The organism is Moorena sp. SIO3I8 (assembly GCF_010692325.1).
Lineage (GTDB): Bacteria > Cyanobacteriota > Cyanobacteriia > Cyanobacteriales > Coleofasciculaceae > Moorena.
This window is the reverse complement of record NZ_JAAHHW010000136.1, coordinates 1-17,195: the sequence shown is the minus strand read 5'-3', so window position 1 is coordinate 17,195 and position 17,195 is coordinate 1. Positions and strand designations below refer to the sequence as shown.

The window sequence follows — 17,195 nt, the reverse complement described above, 5'->3', positions numbered from 1 at the left end:
TTATTCATGAGAATGAAACAGCCCTGCCCTTAATAAGGGGGACTTTGAGGTTGAAAAGCGTACCTCATAACTTATATACCAATCCGTGTAGGAATTGTGATAATTTTTGTTCCCTCTTCCCTACTCCCTACTCCCTACTCCCTACTCCCTACTCCCTGTTCCCTGTTCCCTGTTCCCTGTTCCCTTTGGTATAGTTTTGTTCAACCCTAAATTTGCGATGAAAAATCTAACTCTGCTATCTACTACACTCCTGATTGCTACCTCTGGATTAGTTTTGGTGGCACCCCAGGCAGCTTCAGCTTTAAATTGGAACTGGAGTTATTCTGCTCCTGGTATCGAAGCCAGTGGTACTTTCACTACTAATGATACTCCTGATGATTTGGGTTTTTTCTTGATTTCTGAAATTACTGGCACGCGCAACAGCGAAACAATTACTGGTTTGCAACCTACTGGTACTTCTACACCGGGAAACGAACCTTTCGAAGTTGACAATTTAATTAGTCTTGATGCTAATCAGTTAACAACTGACGGCTTTGGGTTTTCCACCTCAGCTGGAAACTTTGTTAATGTCTTTTTCGCTAGTTTTTTGCAGCCCCCTAGTTTTTTTGAAGTTTTTTCGGCACCGCCATTTATCACTGGTTTTCAAAATTTAGGACCGGAAGATAGTGAGTTACCCATTAGTTTTTCTGCGAAACCGGTGATTGTCCCTGAACCCACTCATAGTATAAGTATCTTTACCATTGCCACTCTCGGCTTAGCTTCAACCATCAAACGTAAGCTGAAACCTTCCCCATCTAAACAAAAGGTTTAGCCTCAATTACTTATCAGTAGGAAAAAACTGATTTGTGAGTAAGGTATTAGGAAAGGGAGTAGGGAGTAGGGAGTAGGGAGTAGGGAGTAGGGAGTAGGGAGTAGGGAACACAAATACAGCGGTTTGCAATTCAGTTAGGTACAAATTTCTGGATTTTAGGGAACAGGGAACAGGGAACAGGGAACAGGGAAGAGATAAGAGGGAAGTCGGAAGTGGGAAAACAATCCTGTCTACCTGATAGTTATGCAAACCGCCGTATTTCTTAATCTTGACTTCGAGTGCTGTAGCATTTGTATTTAAGTTGTGAACAAAATCTCTTAGGTAAAGGCAACAAGCAACAGGGAACAGGCAAGACTTAATCAAGTATAAATGGATTTTGGTTAATGTAAAAAACGGGAATAATTTTTTATAATTCCTACAATAAATGCTATACTAAATTAGTATTGGTGTTCATGAGCTATTTAGAAATCCTATAGCAGTGAGTAACAATAACGATAGATTAGACCGGATTGAAGCAGTGGTGGAGTCATTAGCCCGTTCTGTAGAAGCTCTTACTAATGACCATCAACAGAGAATTCAGACCATGGAAGAGGTTGTCAATAGAGTTACCAGAGTTGAGGAAGGATTGACTCGGATGTTAATAGCTATCGATGCTCTTCCCCCCAGTATTGATACGGCTGGCGAAATTAATATTTGTTTACAAAAGGATGAGCAGATGTGGAAAATATCCTTTGTTCGTAGTTGGTATGGGACTATAAGTTGAAACAATTGTATTAGTTATCAAACTGAGGAGTCCCATTTGCCGCTACCCGATGTTCTCGTTTTGCTGCTCTTGCTCCGACCAGTTGACCTATGTGTAAACAAATATTAATTTGGCCAGGGGTATCAAAATTGGGGGGTAATAATGTCAAAGTCCCCCAGAATTGGGGGATTTAGGGGGCAAATGCGTAAGTCCTGTAGAATCCGCGAATCTAGAATTTAGAATGTAAAATTAAGAATTTAGAATCTATAGAAATCAAAATCTATCCCTTTTGCCTTTTGACTTTTGCCTTGTCAACACCCACGGTTTATGAGACTTATGCAAGAGGTCTAATTTGGAATTTACCATTCTAAATTCTAAATTATTAATTATAACAGACAACACCCCTTTACCGAACAACCCTAGAGCAGAGTCGATTCAATAACTCCTTTGGAATTGCCTCGAAATTCTCTAAGACGAAATCCATTAAAGCCAGATGGTATAAAGAATCGGCACTAGGAGTTTTATAGCGAGCACCTTGAGCCAGCCAGGTATTTACAGCGTAAGTTGAGCGGCAGCAGATGTTACCGATATCTGCTTGATTGACTGGCCATTTGCGGTAAAACGCCTGGGGTGTCATGGACAGTCGGCAGTTGCTGTATAGGTTAATCAAGATTTCCTCTCGCTCAGTGATGGCAGAAAGATAGGAATCTTCCCGTCTAGATTGGCTCTCAGCAATTTGGGCAAGCCGGTCTAGGGCTCGCTGACAGTAAACCAGATGATCTACTGACCGTTTTTTTGGCATCATAGAATTACCTCACACATAGCTTGTGACTGGGGATAAAGCCGCGCTTTGTCTGTCAACTTGGAAGCGCGGCTTTTTGTCCAGAAATATTATCGAAATATCAGACATTTTTATTATTACTAATATATCGTAAAAAGTCAATGCTATTTTTAAACATAAAACATTTTGTTACAAATGAAAAAAATACGATAGGGTTTATAGTTTAGAGTTAAAAATGTCAGCTATCATCAGCTATCAGTTTATATCATAATAATATACACATTATTTTTTACCGATTCCCGATTCCCGATTCCCGATTCCCTTCCCCCCTTATTAAGGGGGGTTAGGGGGGATTCCGATTCCCGATTCCCGATTCCCGATTCCCTACTCCCTACTCCCTACTCCCTACTCCCTCAAAAAATGATAACTACTATATAATGAATAAATCCTGAGCAATTATTGAATAAAAACGATGGAAAAAGCGACATTTGGTGGTGGTTGTTTCTGGGGAGTAGAAGCAGCATTTCGGAAAGTGAAGGGAGTAGTATCAACCTCTGTTGGTTATATGGGCGGACATTTTCCTAACCCATGTTATCTAGATGTATTATCAAGAATAACGGGTCACGCGGAAGTGGCACAGGTGGAGTATGACCCGGAAAAAGTCAGCTATGAACAATTACTTGAAGTATTTTGGTCTATCCATGATCCTACTACATTGAACCGTCAAGGTCCTGATCGAGGAGAACAGTATCGATCGGTGATATTTTTCCACAATCAGGAACAAGAAGTGCTGGCAAGACTGTCAAAACAAAAGCTGCAAGTTTCTGGTAAGTTTGATAAGGATATTGTCACAGAAATTAAGCCAGCTTCCGATTATTATTTAGCTGATGACTATCATCAACAGTATTTTGAAAAAAAGCAGCGGTCTTTAACGTAGATATTGCAGGATATAATAGGGAGTCGGGAGTCGGGAGTCGGGAGTCGGGATTAGGAATCCCCAAGGCTATCAAATGAGTTAAGAATAGGGAGCAGGGAGCAGGGAATATAAATAAGTGATTTTAGTTAGTTTTTGGTTTAAAATATAATTTAAATTTTGTTTATTCCAAGAACATAACTTTAACTTATTTTGAATTATAAATCCTGACTACTGTCTCCTAACTCGTGGATCAAGTTGGTTATGTCAAACTAAGGTTATTTGCCTTAATTCTTCTTTCCGATTCCCGATTCCCGATTCCCGATTCCCGATTCCCAATTCCCGATTCCCGATTCCCGATTCCCGATTCCCGATTCTTCACAACTTCAGCCAAGTCTCATTCAATCGCATCGCAGCGAATTTCAACCATAAATCCATCGGGGTCATAAAAATAGATACCTCTGCCGGTAGGACGAGTTACTGGACCATGATCGATCGGAATTTGATTTTGTTTTAGCACCTCTACGGCTTGGTCAAATAACTGAGGATCGATATCAAAGGCGAGATGATTCACCCGAGTAAAGCCACGATGGGGGTCTGGATCGGGTGGTGATAGGTCTGGCTCGGAAAACAAATCCACAACAATGCCATCTGGGGTAACGAAGTTAGTGACTTTTCCGGCTTCGACTAGCGATCGCAAGGTACTGGGCACTTATTCTCCAGTTAGTTCATGTCAACCTAATACTGTACCATAAAAGTGGCGCGATGCTTGGATATCCTTCACATTCAGAGCAATATGATGGACTCGACGGAGACTACCTGGGCTTAGGGTAGGTTTGATCACTTCAGAGCTAGAAACCATAATTGTTACTTGTGAATGGAAGTGTTAATAGTTAATTGTTAATGGTTATACCGTTCTCAATTTGCTAATTTAAATTTATTTAAAATCCCGTTTAATGTCCGCTTTTCCTGGTAACATGACCACTATTCCTCAAATATTAGCCCAAGAACTGTCGTTAAGCGCCACTCAGATCGAGAATGCCCTGTCTTTACTGGCTGAAGGGGCAACTATTCCGTTTATAGCTCGCTACCGTAAAGAGCTGACTGGTTCTCTCGATGAAGTTCAACTACGCACTATAGCTGAGCGCCATACTTATCTGACGGAACTTGAGCAACGGAAGTCAGTAATCCTGAATGCGATCGCATCTGCTGGTAAGCTCACCGATGAACTAAAGGCTAAGATCGAAGCTTGCCAGCAAAAGACTGAATTGGAAGACCTCTACCTGCCCTACAAACCGAAACGACGCACTCGGGCAACCATGGCGAGGGAGAAAGGACTTGAACCCTTAGCGGACTGGATTGGGTCGATGAACACTCCGGAAGTTAAATCAGTATCCTTATCTGAAGAAGCCGCTAAATACATTTCCCCAGACCATAAGCTCAATACGGTAGAGGACGTTCTTCAAGGTGCCTCAGATATTTTAGCGGAAGCTGTAGCTGAAAAAGCCCACTTACGAGCGTACTTGCGGGATTATTTCCTGAAATCGGGAGTATTCGTGTCTCGGATTAAAAAGGATTATCCCGAAGGTACCACTAAGTTTGAAATGTACCGGGAGTTCCAAATCCCAGTTAAATCTGTAGCGCCACACAATATGTTAGCCCTGCTCAGGGGTGAGGCTGAGGGAGTAATAAAGCTGGAACTCTCTTTTGATGAAGACTATGTTATGTCCTACCTAGATTCTGAGGAAATCCACACCAAAGCTACCCTACTGCGAGAGTTTTACCAGACCATGCTCAAAGATGGGTTTAATCGGCTCATGAAAACCTCCCTAACTACGGAAGTACGCGCCGATCGCAAAACCTATGCTGATGCAGAGTCCATTAAAACCTTTGAAGCCAATCTCCGAGAACTGTTGTTATCTGCTCCAGCAGGAATGAAACCAACCTTAGCCATAGACCCAGGCTTCCGCACTGGTTGTAAAGTGGCTATCCTGGATGAGACAGCTAAATACATCACATACCAGCCAGTGTTTCCCCATCAAGGCAGCCAAAAGCGCGAACAAGCTGCCAAAACCATTAAGAATTTAATCGAAACCTACCAGATCGAGCTAATTGCCATTGGTAACGGTACAGCCTCTCGTGAGACAGACGAGTTTATCTCGGAAGTCCTCAAAACCATGGAGCGCAAACCAATTAAAGTAATGGTGAATGAATCTGGGGCATCGATTTATTCCGCCAGTGAGGTAGCACGAGAGGAGTTTCCGGATTTAGATGTCACAGTCAGAGGAGCGATTAGTATTGGCAGACGCTTACAAGACCCCTTAGCTGAGTTGGTCAAAATTGACCCTAAATCCATTGGTGTGGGACAGTACCAACACGATGTTGATCAGAAATTGCTCAAGAAGAAACTTGATGAAACGGTGGAAAGTTGTGTAAACTATGTAGGAGTAGATTTAAATACTGCTTCCGCTCAACTGCTAACCTTTGTATCTGGGATTACCCCGACCATTGCTAATAATATTGTGACCTATCGCAATCAGCAAGGTGCATTCAAGAACCGTCGGGAAATCCTTAAAGTACCAAAGTTAGGGCCAAAAGCCTTCGAGCAGTCAGCAGGATTCCTAAGGATTCGCAACGGGGATAATCCCTTGGATAACACAGCTGTGCATCCAGAGAGTTATTCCGTAGTGAAAGCGATCGCATCGGATTTGCAGTTACCTCTAGCCAAGATTAAACAAGGATCAGAACGGTTCAAGTCAGTAGATTTGAACCGTTACGTCACAGATACCATAGGCTTACCAACCCTAGAGGATATTATCCAGGAATTGGAAAAGCCAGGACGAGACCCCAGGGCTGAGTTTAAGTACGCCACCTTCAAAGAAGGAGTAAATGAGCTCAAAGACCTAAGTCCTGGAATGGAATTAGAAGGAATTGTCACCAATGTGGTAAACTTTGGAGCATTCGTAGATATCGGCGTGCATCAAGATGGGTTAGTGCATATCTCCCAACTAGCTGACCGGTTTGTAGAGGATCCCAAACAGATAGTCAAAGTGGGACAGGTGGTGAAGGTGCGGGTAATGGAAGTAAATGAAAAACTGAAGCGCGTTAGTTTATCAATGCGATCGCACAGTAGTAATTAGCAATCACGGTAGAAATATTGGGTATTTCTTGAACTTCACTGCCATAATACAGGCAAAACAAGATTTGGCCAGAAATTATGAAGTTCAGAATCTTAGGAATTAGTGTACTGCTAGCCTCCTTAGGGTTAATCGCTCCTATCAATGCTGAAGTGCGCGAGCACTATCTACAACTGCTGCAAACTAAGGAATGTCGAAGCTGTGACCTGGTAAATTCTAACCTAGCCAGAGCTGATTTGAGGGAAGCAGACCTGAGATATGCTAACCTCCAGGGAGCAAATCTTAGTGGCGCTAACCTTTCTGATGCCATGCTCGAAAGTGCAGCAATGAGAGTTATGAATGGCACAGGGGCAACCTTCCGCAATGCCAACTTAGATTCAGCCTACGCCACAGGGGCCAACATGAGTCGCGCCGACTTCAGTGGTGCTAGCGTAGTGTGGGCAAATTTCATCAGTGCTGACCTGAGTGGTAGCTCCTTTAGGGGTGCTGACCTCAGTAACACCACCTTTCTGAATGCCAACCTCAATGGTGCTGATTTGAGTGGGGCTAACCTCACTAACGCTAATTTCATTAACGCTGATTTGACTAACGCTAACCTTGATAATGCTAACCTTACTGATGCACAGCTTCCTAGGTAAATTAGGGACTGCCAAAGTGAATTAGCATTCAGCTTAAGCGCTACGCGCACGCTACGCGAACAGCATTCAGCGTGTCGCGTATCAGCTAATGGGCTACAGATGGTGCTACTTTAGGTTCTTATCCGCTATGCCTACGGTGCGCGAACAGCTTTTGAATAAAAGAGGTAAGCATTTTTGTCAGTCAACCAGCCCCTGAGGTGCGACCCGTGGCGAATTTAATTCGCCAAGGTCAAGCGCACCTGATCAAGTTTTGGGTGCATCTCAATGCATGCAATTAGACAAAAATTATAATACAATTCCCACACTGCCCAAACTGCTCACCCTCCCCAAACTTCGGACACTTCGGAAACTTCCGACACTTCCCTTCTTTTTTACAAATAAAATATGAGATGCACCCGAAGTTTTGAGCATATTCTGGTTCAAATTCTGACCAGGGGATTAAGTTGGCCATGATTACCCAACGATTGTCTGGGGATAGTTTTCCGAGGCAGGGTAGCTCGAAGTTTTCCGGTGGTGTTGGGGGTTGCTCAACTTTATGGTACATTTGTACTACAGACCTCGCCACTGCAAGGATTTTAGGATTATAGCAGATTCCAGAGCATCACCAGAGACTTTCAAGCCAGGTTAAAGCCTTTGAATCTAAAGGTTTCAGCTTTTTTCAGCAAACCCTAGGTAGCAAATTTTTTCCATTCTGGTTACAACAACTCGGTTTTTGTGGTAATTTTGTAACTGCCCAGATAGAGGAAGGATCAAACGCCGAGTTGGTCATAATCTGCTGTTGCGACTGAGAGATTACGCCTGCGATGTGTTACTCTTCCTTCAGGAACCTCTAGTGCCGTTTACTAAAACCCGTGCTGAAGGTGACCTGCGCATGATGAAGTGCAAGCAGAAGATTTCTGGTAGTTTTCGATCCTCACGAAAGTGCGATTACCCATGCCGATATCCGTTCGTTTCGTCTCTTGTGCTAGAAAACCGAACCTCAATCTTCTTGATGTTCTTACTCAGGTTTTGAGTGGTCATCCTTTTGTCTTTGTCTAGAACCCCTATCTGGGCAGTTACCTAATTTGAGTAAACAAAAACATAAGAAACGATACTGACATGATTAAAGCCACAGAAACAGATAAATCATTGGCTATAAATAGATGTATTAGTTACGAGGAATTAAAAAAGCATTCCACTTACTCGGATGCCTGGGTTTCAATCAATGGACTTGTATATGATATTACAGACTTCATTCATAAACACCCATTTGGAGATACATTTAGAGGAAATTTAGGAACAGATTGTAGTGGTTTATTTTCATCATCACACATACGTACCAATGTAGAAGAACAAATCAAAAGTGAGCATTTTTTGCAAAAAAATAGCATAAAACTAGTGGGTTATCTTGATGTAACTCAAGATTATTTGTACAAAGATAATATCGATAGATACTTAGATAGATTAGTTTACAAAAAAACGGGGGATGATGATTTTTGGTTGGAGCTAAAATCTAAAGTCAAAGAATATTTAGTAGAAAACAATGAATCAATACATTACACTGCATTTGAAGGAATAATGTACTTCCTTTATTATTCAATAATATTTATCTTGCTGTCATATCTGACCTGGATAAATTTCTCAATATTTTCAGCCGTATTGTTAGGGTTTCATATGGTTTGTGCATCCACAAACATGTCCCATATGGTCACCCATTTTGGCTTCACAAAAAATAAATTGTTAGACTTTTTCGCAGCACATTTCTTTGACTTATGTGGATTATCATGGTTGGAGTGGCAAATTATTCATCAAACCCATCATAATCAACCCCATTCGTCTATAGATTATCAAACAAATCAATATGCTCCAATACGTATCCATAAATATATGGAGCGTAAGCCACATCATAAATATCAGCGAATTTATTTTTGGATAGGAATATTAACCTACCATTTTCGTACTATGCCTATGAGTACTATTTGGTTAATCTTAAATAGAGAGTTTGTTCGTCATAAATACGAGATGGTTGCACATATTTTAGCAAGAGTAGTTTTGTTAACACTTGTCATTTATTGCGGGTATTTACATGGTTTTTGGAATGCCTTTTTAATTTTTTGTGTATACTCAATATCTTGCTCATATTCAGCTTTCATTTTATTATATAATGATCACGAAGAAAATCACAATGTATTGGCCTTAACTAAAAATATCAACCCTTCTCATAATAAATTTTCATGGGCTGAAATTCAAGTAAAAACATCCGGCAATTGGTATCCAACTAATTGGCTCTTGTCATTCGTAGAATTTCATTATGGCTACTTTAACTACCACATAGAGCATCATTTATTTCCGGCTTTTAAGCCAAGCTTATTGAAAAAAATAAGTCCGATCGTTGAGAGCGTATGTAGTAAACATGGTATTCCATATATTTCGACCACTTTTGTTGAGGTACATAAGTCATTTCAAAGACACATTACTAAAATGGGAGCTTCTCCAGAAGAATCGGAAATAGAAGCATCCTGTACTAGAAGTTCAGAGAGCATTCTCTGAGCAATCGTGCTGATTCTACCGTGCAACCAGGAAAAGCTTCTGAATTCTTCCTCAGAATTACCAAACCAATAAAAAGGCATCCATAGGGTTAGCATGGATGCCGATTGTTCTATCTAGATTTAAACTCTGTCAGACAACAATTTGAAGAAGCGCCAGAAATGCAGCCCCAGCTATAGCAGCAGCCCTAGTACCACCCCCAGTTCTAAAAAACGTACCACTACGCTGTTGAATAGTTTTGTCAGTAAACCAGGGGAATTACCTCACCCCATTGATAATTGCTAAGGATTCTTATTGATGCAGCCTGGTTTCTGAACATACTGACAAACGCGCTGGTAAAGGATAGCTCTTGTTCCTACTGGTCCGACTTTAAAGATGACTCTATCCTCTACTTGCCCTCCTGGTATGATCTTGACACCACAGATAGGACAGACTTGTGCGTTTTGTTCAGACATAGCTGTTGGTAAATGAACCTGATGAATTGTTTCTTACCTAATATATAGCTCTGGGCACAGGGAATAGGAAATAGGGAATAGCTCCATTACCTATCCCCTGCGTGGCACAGGCTTCTAGCCTGTGACATACTGCATGAGCTGATAGCTCCGTTAGCTATCCCTGGCGCGTTCGCTTTTTTTAGATCAAACCACTACAAAGTTTACCAATTTACCAGGTACCACAATTACTTTCTTAATCTCCTTACCCTCTAGATATCGCTGTGCTACCTCAGATTCCCGAGCATAGGTTTCTAAAGCTGCCTTATCGGAGTTAGCGGGAACTTGAATAGTGCCGCGAGTTTTGCCTTTGATTTGAATAACCAAGGTAATTTCATCGGCTACCAAAGCATCAGGATCATACTCAAGCCACGGTTGATTGTGTATGGATGAGCTATGACCCAGACTATGCCAAAGTTCTTCAGCAATATGGGGAGCAAAGGGAGCGAGTAATGTAATCAAGGTTTCAATGCCTTCTTTATAGACCGGGGAGTCTTTACACTTAGCATCAGTAATCCCATTACTTAGCTTCATCAATTCAGAAACCGCCGTATTAAATTGATACTCCCCTTCTAAATCCTCAGTGACCTCTTTAATCGCGATATGAATTGCTCGTCGTAAGTCTTTTTCCGGTTTAGTTAAATCACCATTAGACGGGCTAGATTTAGTGCTACCATTAGCGGCGAAATCCGATACTAAACGCCAGACACGATTAAGGAAACGGAATTGCCCTTCTACATCAGCATCATCCCATTCCAAATCTTTTTCTGGTGGTGCTTTAAACAAGATAAACATCCTAGCGGTATCGGTACCGTATTTAGCTACTACATCTTCTGGTGCGACACCGTTGTATTTAGACTTAGACATTTTTTCATAGAATACCGCCAAGGGTTCCCCAGTGTCTGGATCTTTAGGGTCATTGGGATCGATATCTACAACAGCGAAATATTTCCCGGTTTTGGTATTTTTGTAAGCCGTATTCTGCACCATCCCCTGAGTTAGAAGACGTTGGAATGGTTCATCAATGTTTAGTAAACCGCGATCGCGCAATACCTTAGTAAAGAATCGCGAGTAGAGCAAGTGCAAAATAGCATGTTCGATTCCCCCTACATACTGATCCACTCCCATCCAATCATTGGTTTTGTTGGAATCAAACACAGCGGAGTCATTCTTGGCATCGGGATAACGTAAGAAATACCAGGAGGAATCGATAAAGGTATCCATGGTATCGGTTTCCCGTTTCGCTGGTGTACCGCAATTGGGACAAGGTACATTCACCCAACTGTCTAATTGAGCCAAGGGAGAAAGACCACGTCCGCTAAAGTCCACATCTTCTGGTAACTCTACTGGCAGGTCTTGGTCTGGCACTGCCACTGCGCCGCAGTTAGGACAATGAATCACAGGGATCGGGGCACCCCAGTAACGCTGGCGAGAGATTAACCAATCTCGGAGGCGATACTGCACTCGGGCTTTGCCCCAGCCCTGTTGTTCAGCATACTCAATAATTCCGGTCTTGGCCTTGACGGAATCCATGCCATTGAATTGGTCAGAATTCACGACAATGCCCGGTTCGGTGTAAGCCGCTTCTAGAGGAGTGTCATTAACTGTTTCGACATCATCTGAAGTTGGGACAATCACCACTTTGATTGGTAATTGCTTTTCCTGGGCAAACTTAAAGTCTCTGGTATCATGAGCTGGTACTCCCATCACCGCGCCAGTACCATACTCATACAGCACATAGTCAGCAATCAAGATCGGGATTTCGTCCCCAGTGAAGGGATTAATGGCTTTACCACCAGTGGGAATCCCTCGCTTGGGCTTATCTTCTGCTGTCCGTTCCAGTTCACTTTGGTTACTGACTTCCTCAATAAAGGCTTCAACTGCAGCCTTTTGGTCAGGGGTAGTGACTTTTGCGGTCAAGGGATGTTCCGGTGCTAGCACCACATAGGTAACGCCATAAACTGTATCTGGACGAGTGGTGAATACACCAATTTTGTTATCTAAGCCCTCATCTGAGCTGTCATCTAAGCCCACAATCGGAAATTCTAGATAAGCACCAACAGATTTACCAATCCAGTTGGCCTGCATCAGCTTCACCCGTTCTGGCCAACCGGTTAAGGTATCCAAGTCCTTGAGCAATTCTTCAGCATAGTCGGTAATTTTAAGGAACCACTGACGCAACAGTTTCCGTTCCACCTTGGCTCCAGAACGCCAGGAACGTCCTTCACTATCCACTTGCTCATTGGCTAGCACGGTCTGATCTACCGGGTCCCAGTTCACGGCTGCTTCTTTCTGGTAGGCCAGTCCAGCTGTGAAGAACTGTAAGAAAATCCACTGAGTCCATTTGTAATAGTCCGGGGAGCAAGTGGTTACTTCACAATCCCAGTCATAGGACAGTCCGAGGCGCTTTAATTGCGATCGCATTTGGGCAATATTTTGGTATGTCCACTTAGCCGGATGAATCCCGCGAGCGATCGCAGCATTTTCTGCCGGTAATCCAAAGGCATCCCAACCCATAGGGTGAAGTACGCGATAGCCTTGCATCCGGCTTTTCCTGGCAATCACATCAGTAATTGTATAGTTACGGACATGACCCATGTGCAGGTTACCCGATGGATAGGGGAACATGGACAGAGCATAGAATTTCGGCTTGTCAGTTTCTGTGGGGGTTTGGTACAAGCCTTGCTCTTCCCAAATTTGTTGCCATTTTTCCTCTATCTCGGTGGGGTTGTATTGTGACTGCACAAGTGATACTCCTTGGGTATGATTTCCGAAAATGTGGCGTTGAAAGCCCCTGGCTTCAGACATGGGGATGAAAACGCCACCAACAAACAACATTCTGATTAGTCTATGCTACAATCTTTTGTCGTAGATGACAAAGATAAACATGATCATCTATGAGATGAAGTTAGAATTCAAAAAATACCCATACAAAAGCTTGGATTAAGTCATCTGTACTGGTAATTCCTGTTCATGTATTTGAGCAAAAAATTTTTTTTATCGCCAGAAGTAATTAATTCTCGTTCAAACTACTTTTTCGGAGTTCGGTAAGCTCCTCTTTTAAGGTGACGGCATGTTTACTCAGTAGCGTCGGAATATCCCTCCCCATACGGATAAAAGCAGCGATGGCGATCCGTTTTTCTCCCAAGGGTTCATAGACAATATAATGTTCTCGAACAGGATATAAACACAGAGAGCTATCCCCTGTCAGCTCCTGGCGTTTCGCAACTTTTTGATGGTTAAGGGCGATAAACTGTGCGGCTTTTTCAAGGTCATGAAAATACTGTTTTGTTAATTCATTGCCCCATCTGGCCCGTGACCATGCTTTGGCTTCCCGTAAGTGCCGCCGCGCTGTGGGGGTGAGGAGATAGTTTTTCCTAGTCACAATCCCGATTATCTTCTTCTAAAATATCCAGGATGGATTCCGGGACAAATTCTTGATTCCTAATTTCCCCTAGCCCTTGGATAATGTCGGACACAATCAAATAGTCCTGCATATCCCGACGAATCAAATCGCGGATGTATTCGCTAGGGGTTGCATAGACATCATTATCGCTTGCCCGCATATCAACATAGCGGCGTAGTTTATCAGTTAGCTGGATATTCAGGCTGCTGCTCATTGCGATTCTTTGTATGGGAAGAAACCTTTCACCACTCTAGCACCAATGGCATTAAACAACAATATTTGCCATATTAACCCAAGAGAAACAACATTGAGCGCAACACCAGACCAGGGGGCACAGTAGGCATGTCCAGAGAGGCTAGGTGATCTAATGTGATGATGTATCTCTCATCAATCGTTGCACATAACTCTAACGTTAACGATTCTTTGTTGTCTGGCAGCGCCACAGTTATTATGAGGTGGAGTTAAATAATTTTAATTCTCTGATAGGGGCAATTATTGTTAAACTTATTAGGGATGCCAAAATAAAGGAAAATTACCAATGATTAATATTTCAGAAAGTACAAATGCCAACTTATTGGGATTAGCTTTAAGATTCCCAACATCTAAACTAATACTAGAAATACTTAGCAATATGGGAATCTCCTTACGAAATAGTCTTCACGATAATTATGAGGAGCATCAGGTCGTCGATGTTTCTCATTTTCATTTAGAGCTTTACACTCATCAAACAATTAATTCTTTACCTACATTAATACTTGAAACAGACAACCTTGCCAACAGTTTAAGCGTTCTACCGGATGGATTCAAAGTTATTTACAAAGGTAGTACCGATCTTGATAACTATAGTGTTGTTGCTTTGTGTAAATATTCTACTGGCTTAGAGGTAAAGATATACGAAAGGAGAGTCTAAACAGTACTTTTCAACTCGTTCTTGTAGAACTTTCAAGATTGATAGCAAAGGGAACAGCGGATCATCGGAACTTCGGAGCAGGGAGTAGGGATGCAGCAAGGAAGGGAGCCAGCGCAGTTTCCACGGGGCAAACAGCGGTGCGGAGGCAGGTGACCCACACAGCCACCTTAACCACTCGCGCTTTGCATCAAGGTAAGGCAGGGTTTATTGAGAACTATCCCTGGTTACCCAACAAGATGCGTTTGCCCTGCTTTTAATTATGTGTTAGTTGACTGTTCAGCCATTGAGTGTCCAACTCTAGAAACTGAGCAGTCCACGTCAGAGGTTCATCGATAAACTTACTCCCCAAAGTAATACAACTATCTAAACATGGCGTATCCACTCCTGTTAAGCGAGCTAAAGCCTGTAGTGGAAAAGCTCCAAAAGGCAATTCTTCTGATAGATAGCGATGATGGGGATTCCTGATAGTAGCATTGTCGAGTGCTTTGATCTGGTGAATGTGTTCGTAAAGAGATGGGCCAGGAGTTCCAAAGGCAGTTTTAAAATAATCGTACATATCGCTTAGATCAGGAAACCCTAAAGCCTTAGCTATGGCTAGGCGCTCACTATCTAAATCACCAATCAAATTAGCAGTACGAGGACCGAACCCTCGGTAAACATTATAACTTTCTCCCAGCTCCCACCTTGCTAAGGAAGCTATGATTAAAGGAACGTGAAAGATATCATTACATTTATCTAAATTAACTTCTAAACTGGAAGAAGCAGTTCGCAAACTCTTGAACGAACCTTGATAAGCTGCGACAATGCGCTCTGTCATCTCTGAGTTCTGGGCAGCAACCTTGAATTTATTTTTAAACTTACTAATCTTCACTTCGTCGTCAGCGTTTCCTCGGCAAGCAAAGGGACTATTGTTGACATCTGCAACTGCAGGTAATTGGGTTTGAATCCTGCCAAATTCTCTCTGTATAACTTTGCAAAAAACTCGACCTGAAAACCGGCTAGCACAGATAATCATAATGTTGCTTTGAGAGTTAATATATGCCCCCAAAATCCTGGCATAAGATTCAATATCCTGACCCCGACAGCAGATCACAATATTCCCGGGCAATTTACCCTCATTAGCAGCAGCAATTTCCTCAATCTGGTTAGCACAAGCTGCTATTGGATAATTGCCTGGTGAACATATACCCGTTGAACGAACAATCTTGGTTTGACTGATTGAAGAGTAACGGCGAGAAAATAGATAAACTGGATTTCCTTGAGAACTCAGGTGCACTGCTGTTGCTAAACCTGTATTTCCCCCACCTACAACAAGGTAACTATCTTGTGACATAAAAATATCCTGATTGGGTTGATTAAAATTCGATGAGTGATAAAGATATAGTGATTTGGCTATGGTATGGTCAAGGTTTCAGGTACTAAAATCACTACTTGTATACCACACTTGTATACCACTACCTTGAAAGGAATTGTTGATATTAAAACTGAGGTAAAGTCACAGTAAACTCTAGACTAGATTTTTTGAGCAATCTGAAGAACAGACAGATAGGAAGTTTCAATACTACTGCCTAATTCTAGATCTAGTATTTCCTTAATCCCTTGAAACAAAGATTCTCGCTGCTGGTGGTCTAAAGCTATATAAGGTGATAAAGTACTCAAAAGCGCTAGATAATTATCAATACTATAGGTAACGTCACACACTAACTGTTCCGATACTAAGTCTTGGAATTTCCCGGAATTAATAACAGTTTCTGCAATTTTGCTGAGGTTCTGTTGATGAGTTTCTATCTCTTCACAGGGTTTCAGAGAGGGAGCGTAAGTTTGATAGACCTGATTCAACAGTTGGCAAACTTCATGGTTCGGTTGAGGGGGCGTATTCCATAGCAAAATCATAAACCCATTGTCTTTTAGAGCATCAGCTGCTTTTTGATACCGGATCTCTTGGGAAACCCAATGAAAAGAAGTCGCTGCTAAAACAGCATGGAATTTACCAGTTTCTAGCTCCCACTCTTCAAAGGTACTATTGATAATTTCTACATCTGGATATTGGCTACAGTTATGTCGCGCTAGCTGGCAAGATTCCTCACTAGGTTCAATAGCAACTATCGAGAAACCCAAGTCAGCAAATGCTGTCGTAGCAGTGCCCGGACCGCATCCCACTTCAAGAATAATCCCATCGGCAGGAAGTTGGGCTAACTCCACGGCACGGTTAATCAGTTGCTGAGGATAGCGTGGTCTGGCCTGGTCGTAAGCCTCTGTAACCGAAGAATACCAAATTTTTTTCTCTTCCAAGTCTTTAGAGTAGATAGCTTGGAGTAGTTGTTTAATGTCTTTCATCTAGCATTTATCAATTGGGTGAGGTACCAAATTTTGGGGTTTAGGTAGCAGGGAGCAGGGAGTAGGGAGCAGGGAGTAGTGGTAAGAGTGTGGGAAGGGGAGAGTAGCCAAAAATCCTGTGTACCTCATGAATCTGATAATTGCTAGATCATGATTGATTTGATAGTGGGAGCATTTTGCTCCCTAATCAATAGTATCAATCATGCTAAAGCAGTCGGCAAAACTAGTAACGCATATATAGCATTTACAAAGGAATTGAAACAAAGGAAGGTTTTTCGATTAGCAAAAGTCCCTATATAGTTGATTAACTTTTGCCTATTGCTTTTTGCCTATTGCCTTTCCTTAATGCTATAGTAACGCACCATGATTTAACGTTACCCTAGTCCAACTAACTTTTCGCTCAATTCCCACAAGCGCTTAGCTTTAGAATCATCCATTGCTTCATTAGAAACTTCTTGAACAAAGGACTTACGACCTTCTTTTTGTCGATTACCCCAGCTCCA

At 42.1% G+C, this 17,195-nt stretch carries 20 protein-coding genes and 3 pseudogenes; 11 read left to right on the top strand and 12 right to left on the bottom strand.

Annotation, left to right across the window (positions count from 1 at the left end):
- Both F6K51_RS30925 and F6K51_RS30920 read left to right on the top strand, forming a co-directional pair.
- The coding region (locus tag F6K51_RS30925) for a hypothetical protein (protein WP_293027770.1) at positions 1 to 194 on the top strand (194 nt) is incomplete at its 5' end.
- Positions 107 to 811, top strand: coding sequence for a PEP-CTERM sorting domain-containing protein (locus F6K51_RS30920; protein WP_293027767.1), 705 nt, complete (start codon positions 107 to 109; stop codon positions 809 to 811). The genes F6K51_RS30925 and F6K51_RS30920, both read left to right, overlap by 88 nt.
- Positions 812 to 817: 6 nt before the next feature.
- On the opposite strand, the gene F6K51_RS30915 is transcribed toward F6K51_RS30920, so the two are convergent.
- Positions 818 to 1,174, bottom strand: coding sequence for a hypothetical protein (locus tag F6K51_RS30915; protein WP_293027763.1), 357 nt, complete (start codon positions 1,172 to 1,174; stop codon positions 818 to 820).
- A gap of 115 nt (positions 1,175 to 1,289) precedes the next feature.
- Here F6K51_RS30915 and F6K51_RS30910 point away from each other — a divergent pair, with 115 nt between their 5' ends.
- Positions 1,290 to 1,574: a hypothetical protein gene (locus F6K51_RS30910; RefSeq protein WP_293027760.1), complete on the top strand. Its 285-nt coding sequence runs from the start codon at positions 1,290 to 1,292 to the stop codon at positions 1,572 to 1,574.
- Positions 1,575 to 1,959: 385 nt separating this feature from the next.
- On the opposite strand, the gene F6K51_RS30905 is transcribed toward F6K51_RS30910, so the two are convergent.
- Positions 1,960 to 2,358 carry a hypothetical protein gene (locus F6K51_RS30905; RefSeq protein ID WP_293027758.1) on the bottom strand — a complete coding sequence of 133 codons (399 nt, stop codon included), beginning with the start codon at positions 2,356 to 2,358 and terminating at the stop codon, positions 1,960 to 1,962.
- Between the two features lie 448 nt (positions 2,359 to 2,806).
- Between F6K51_RS30905 and msrA the strand changes: the two genes are divergently transcribed.
- Both msrA and F6K51_RS30895 read left to right on the top strand, forming a co-directional pair.
- Positions 2,807 to 3,271, top strand: a complete 465-nt coding sequence (msrA, locus tag F6K51_RS30900) for a peptide-methionine (S)-S-oxide reductase MsrA (protein WP_070395020.1) — start codon at positions 2,807 to 2,809, stop codon at positions 3,269 to 3,271.
- A 224-nt stretch (positions 3,272 to 3,495) separates the two neighbouring features.
- The gene (locus F6K51_RS30895; protein WP_293027752.1) at positions 3,496 to 3,696 is read left to right on the top strand and encodes a hypothetical protein; all 201 of its coding nucleotides are present in this window, start codon (positions 3,496 to 3,498) and stop codon (positions 3,694 to 3,696) included.
- On the opposite strand, the pseudogene F6K51_RS30890 reads toward F6K51_RS30895, so the two are convergent.
- Positions 3,645 to 4,109 (bottom strand): annotated as a pseudogene (locus F6K51_RS30890) (VOC family protein). The gene F6K51_RS30895 and the pseudogene F6K51_RS30890 overlap by 52 nt on opposite strands.
- 115 nt (positions 4,110 to 4,224) lie before the next feature.
- Here F6K51_RS30890 and F6K51_RS30885 point away from each other — a divergent pair.
- Both F6K51_RS30885 and F6K51_RS30880 read left to right on the top strand, forming a co-directional pair.
- On the top strand, positions 4,225 to 6,387 hold the full coding sequence (locus F6K51_RS30885) for a Tex family protein (RefSeq protein WP_293027772.1): 2,163 nt from the start codon (positions 4,225 to 4,227) through the stop codon (positions 6,385 to 6,387).
- A 77-nt stretch (positions 6,388 to 6,464) separates the two neighbouring features.
- The gene (locus F6K51_RS30880; protein ID WP_293027749.1) at positions 6,465 to 7,022 is read left to right on the top strand and encodes a pentapeptide repeat-containing protein; all 558 of its coding nucleotides are present in this window, start codon (positions 6,465 to 6,467) and stop codon (positions 7,020 to 7,022) included.
- Between the two features lie 274 nt (positions 7,023 to 7,296).
- Here the strand turns inward: F6K51_RS30880 and F6K51_RS30875 are convergent, their stop codons facing one another.
- Positions 7,297 to 7,566, bottom strand: coding sequence for a hypothetical protein (locus tag F6K51_RS30875; RefSeq protein ID WP_293027774.1), 270 nt, complete (start codon positions 7,564 to 7,566; stop codon positions 7,297 to 7,299).
- Positions 7,567 to 7,761: 195 nt separating this feature from the next.
- Here F6K51_RS30875 and F6K51_RS30870 point away from each other — a divergent pair.
- Together F6K51_RS30870 and F6K51_RS30865 are read left to right on the top strand one after the other, a co-directional pair.
- Positions 7,762 to 7,941, top strand: a pseudogene (locus F6K51_RS30870) (IS66 family transposase); the annotation flags it as partial.
- Positions 7,942 to 8,120: 179 nt separating this feature from the next.
- Positions 8,121 to 9,551: a fatty acid desaturase gene (locus F6K51_RS30865; protein WP_293027746.1), complete on the top strand. Its 1,431-nt coding sequence runs from the start codon at positions 8,121 to 8,123 to the stop codon at positions 9,549 to 9,551.
- A 278-nt stretch (positions 9,552 to 9,829) separates the two neighbouring features.
- On the opposite strand, the gene F6K51_RS30860 is transcribed toward F6K51_RS30865, so the two are convergent.
- From F6K51_RS30860 to F6K51_RS30845, 4 genes are all read right to left on the bottom strand, one after another.
- The gene (locus F6K51_RS30860; RefSeq protein ID WP_293027744.1) at positions 9,830 to 10,003 is read right to left on the bottom strand and encodes a hypothetical protein; all 174 of its coding nucleotides are present in this window, start codon (positions 10,001 to 10,003) and stop codon (positions 9,830 to 9,832) included.
- A gap of 183 nt (positions 10,004 to 10,186) precedes the next feature.
- Entirely contained in the window at positions 10,187 to 12,784 is a 2,598-nt protein-coding gene (gene leuS / locus F6K51_RS30855; protein WP_293027741.1) for a leucine--tRNA ligase, read from the bottom strand.
- Positions 12,785 to 13,052: 268 nt separating this feature from the next.
- Positions 13,053 to 13,424 (bottom strand): type II toxin-antitoxin system RelE/ParE family toxin, encoded by a 372-nt coding sequence (locus tag F6K51_RS30850; RefSeq protein ID WP_293027738.1) that lies wholly within the window; start codon positions 13,422 to 13,424, stop codon positions 13,053 to 13,055.
- Positions 13,417 to 13,659, bottom strand: a complete 243-nt coding sequence (locus F6K51_RS30845; protein ID WP_293027734.1) for a hypothetical protein — start codon at positions 13,657 to 13,659, stop codon at positions 13,417 to 13,419. Before F6K51_RS30845 ends, F6K51_RS30850 begins: the two co-directional genes overlap by 8 nt.
- A 324-nt stretch (positions 13,660 to 13,983) precedes the next feature.
- On the opposite strand from F6K51_RS30845, the gene F6K51_RS30840 reads away from it, so the two are divergent.
- Together F6K51_RS30840 and F6K51_RS30835 are read left to right on the top strand one after the other, a co-directional pair.
- A complete protein-coding gene (locus tag F6K51_RS30840) occupies positions 13,984 to 14,355 on the top strand; it encodes a hypothetical protein (protein WP_293027732.1) in 372 nt (123 codons plus the stop codon).
- A 38-nt stretch (positions 14,356 to 14,393) separates the two neighbouring features.
- Positions 14,394 to 14,612, top strand: coding sequence for a hypothetical protein (locus F6K51_RS30835; RefSeq protein ID WP_293027730.1), 219 nt, complete (start codon positions 14,394 to 14,396; stop codon positions 14,610 to 14,612).
- Here F6K51_RS30835 and F6K51_RS30830 read toward each other — a convergent pair.
- From F6K51_RS30830 to F6K51_RS30815, 4 genes and pseudogenes are all read right to left on the bottom strand, one after another.
- A complete protein-coding gene (locus F6K51_RS30830) occupies positions 14,609 to 15,688 on the bottom strand; it encodes an NAD/NADP octopine/nopaline dehydrogenase family protein (RefSeq protein ID WP_293027727.1) in 1,080 nt (359 codons plus the stop codon). The two genes, F6K51_RS30835 and F6K51_RS30830, sit on opposite strands and share 4 nt — an antisense overlap.
- Positions 15,689 to 15,867: 179 nt before the next feature.
- A complete protein-coding gene (locus F6K51_RS30825) occupies positions 15,868 to 16,692 on the bottom strand; it encodes a class I SAM-dependent methyltransferase (protein ID WP_293027723.1) in 825 nt (274 codons plus the stop codon).
- Positions 16,693 to 16,821 carry a hypothetical protein gene (locus tag F6K51_RS30820; protein ID WP_293027720.1) on the bottom strand — a complete coding sequence of 43 codons (129 nt, stop codon included), beginning with the start codon at positions 16,819 to 16,821 and terminating at the stop codon, positions 16,693 to 16,695.
- Between the two features lie 245 nt (positions 16,822 to 17,066).
- Positions 17,067 to 17,195 (bottom strand): annotated as a pseudogene (locus tag F6K51_RS30815) (protochlorophyllide oxidoreductase); the annotation flags it as partial.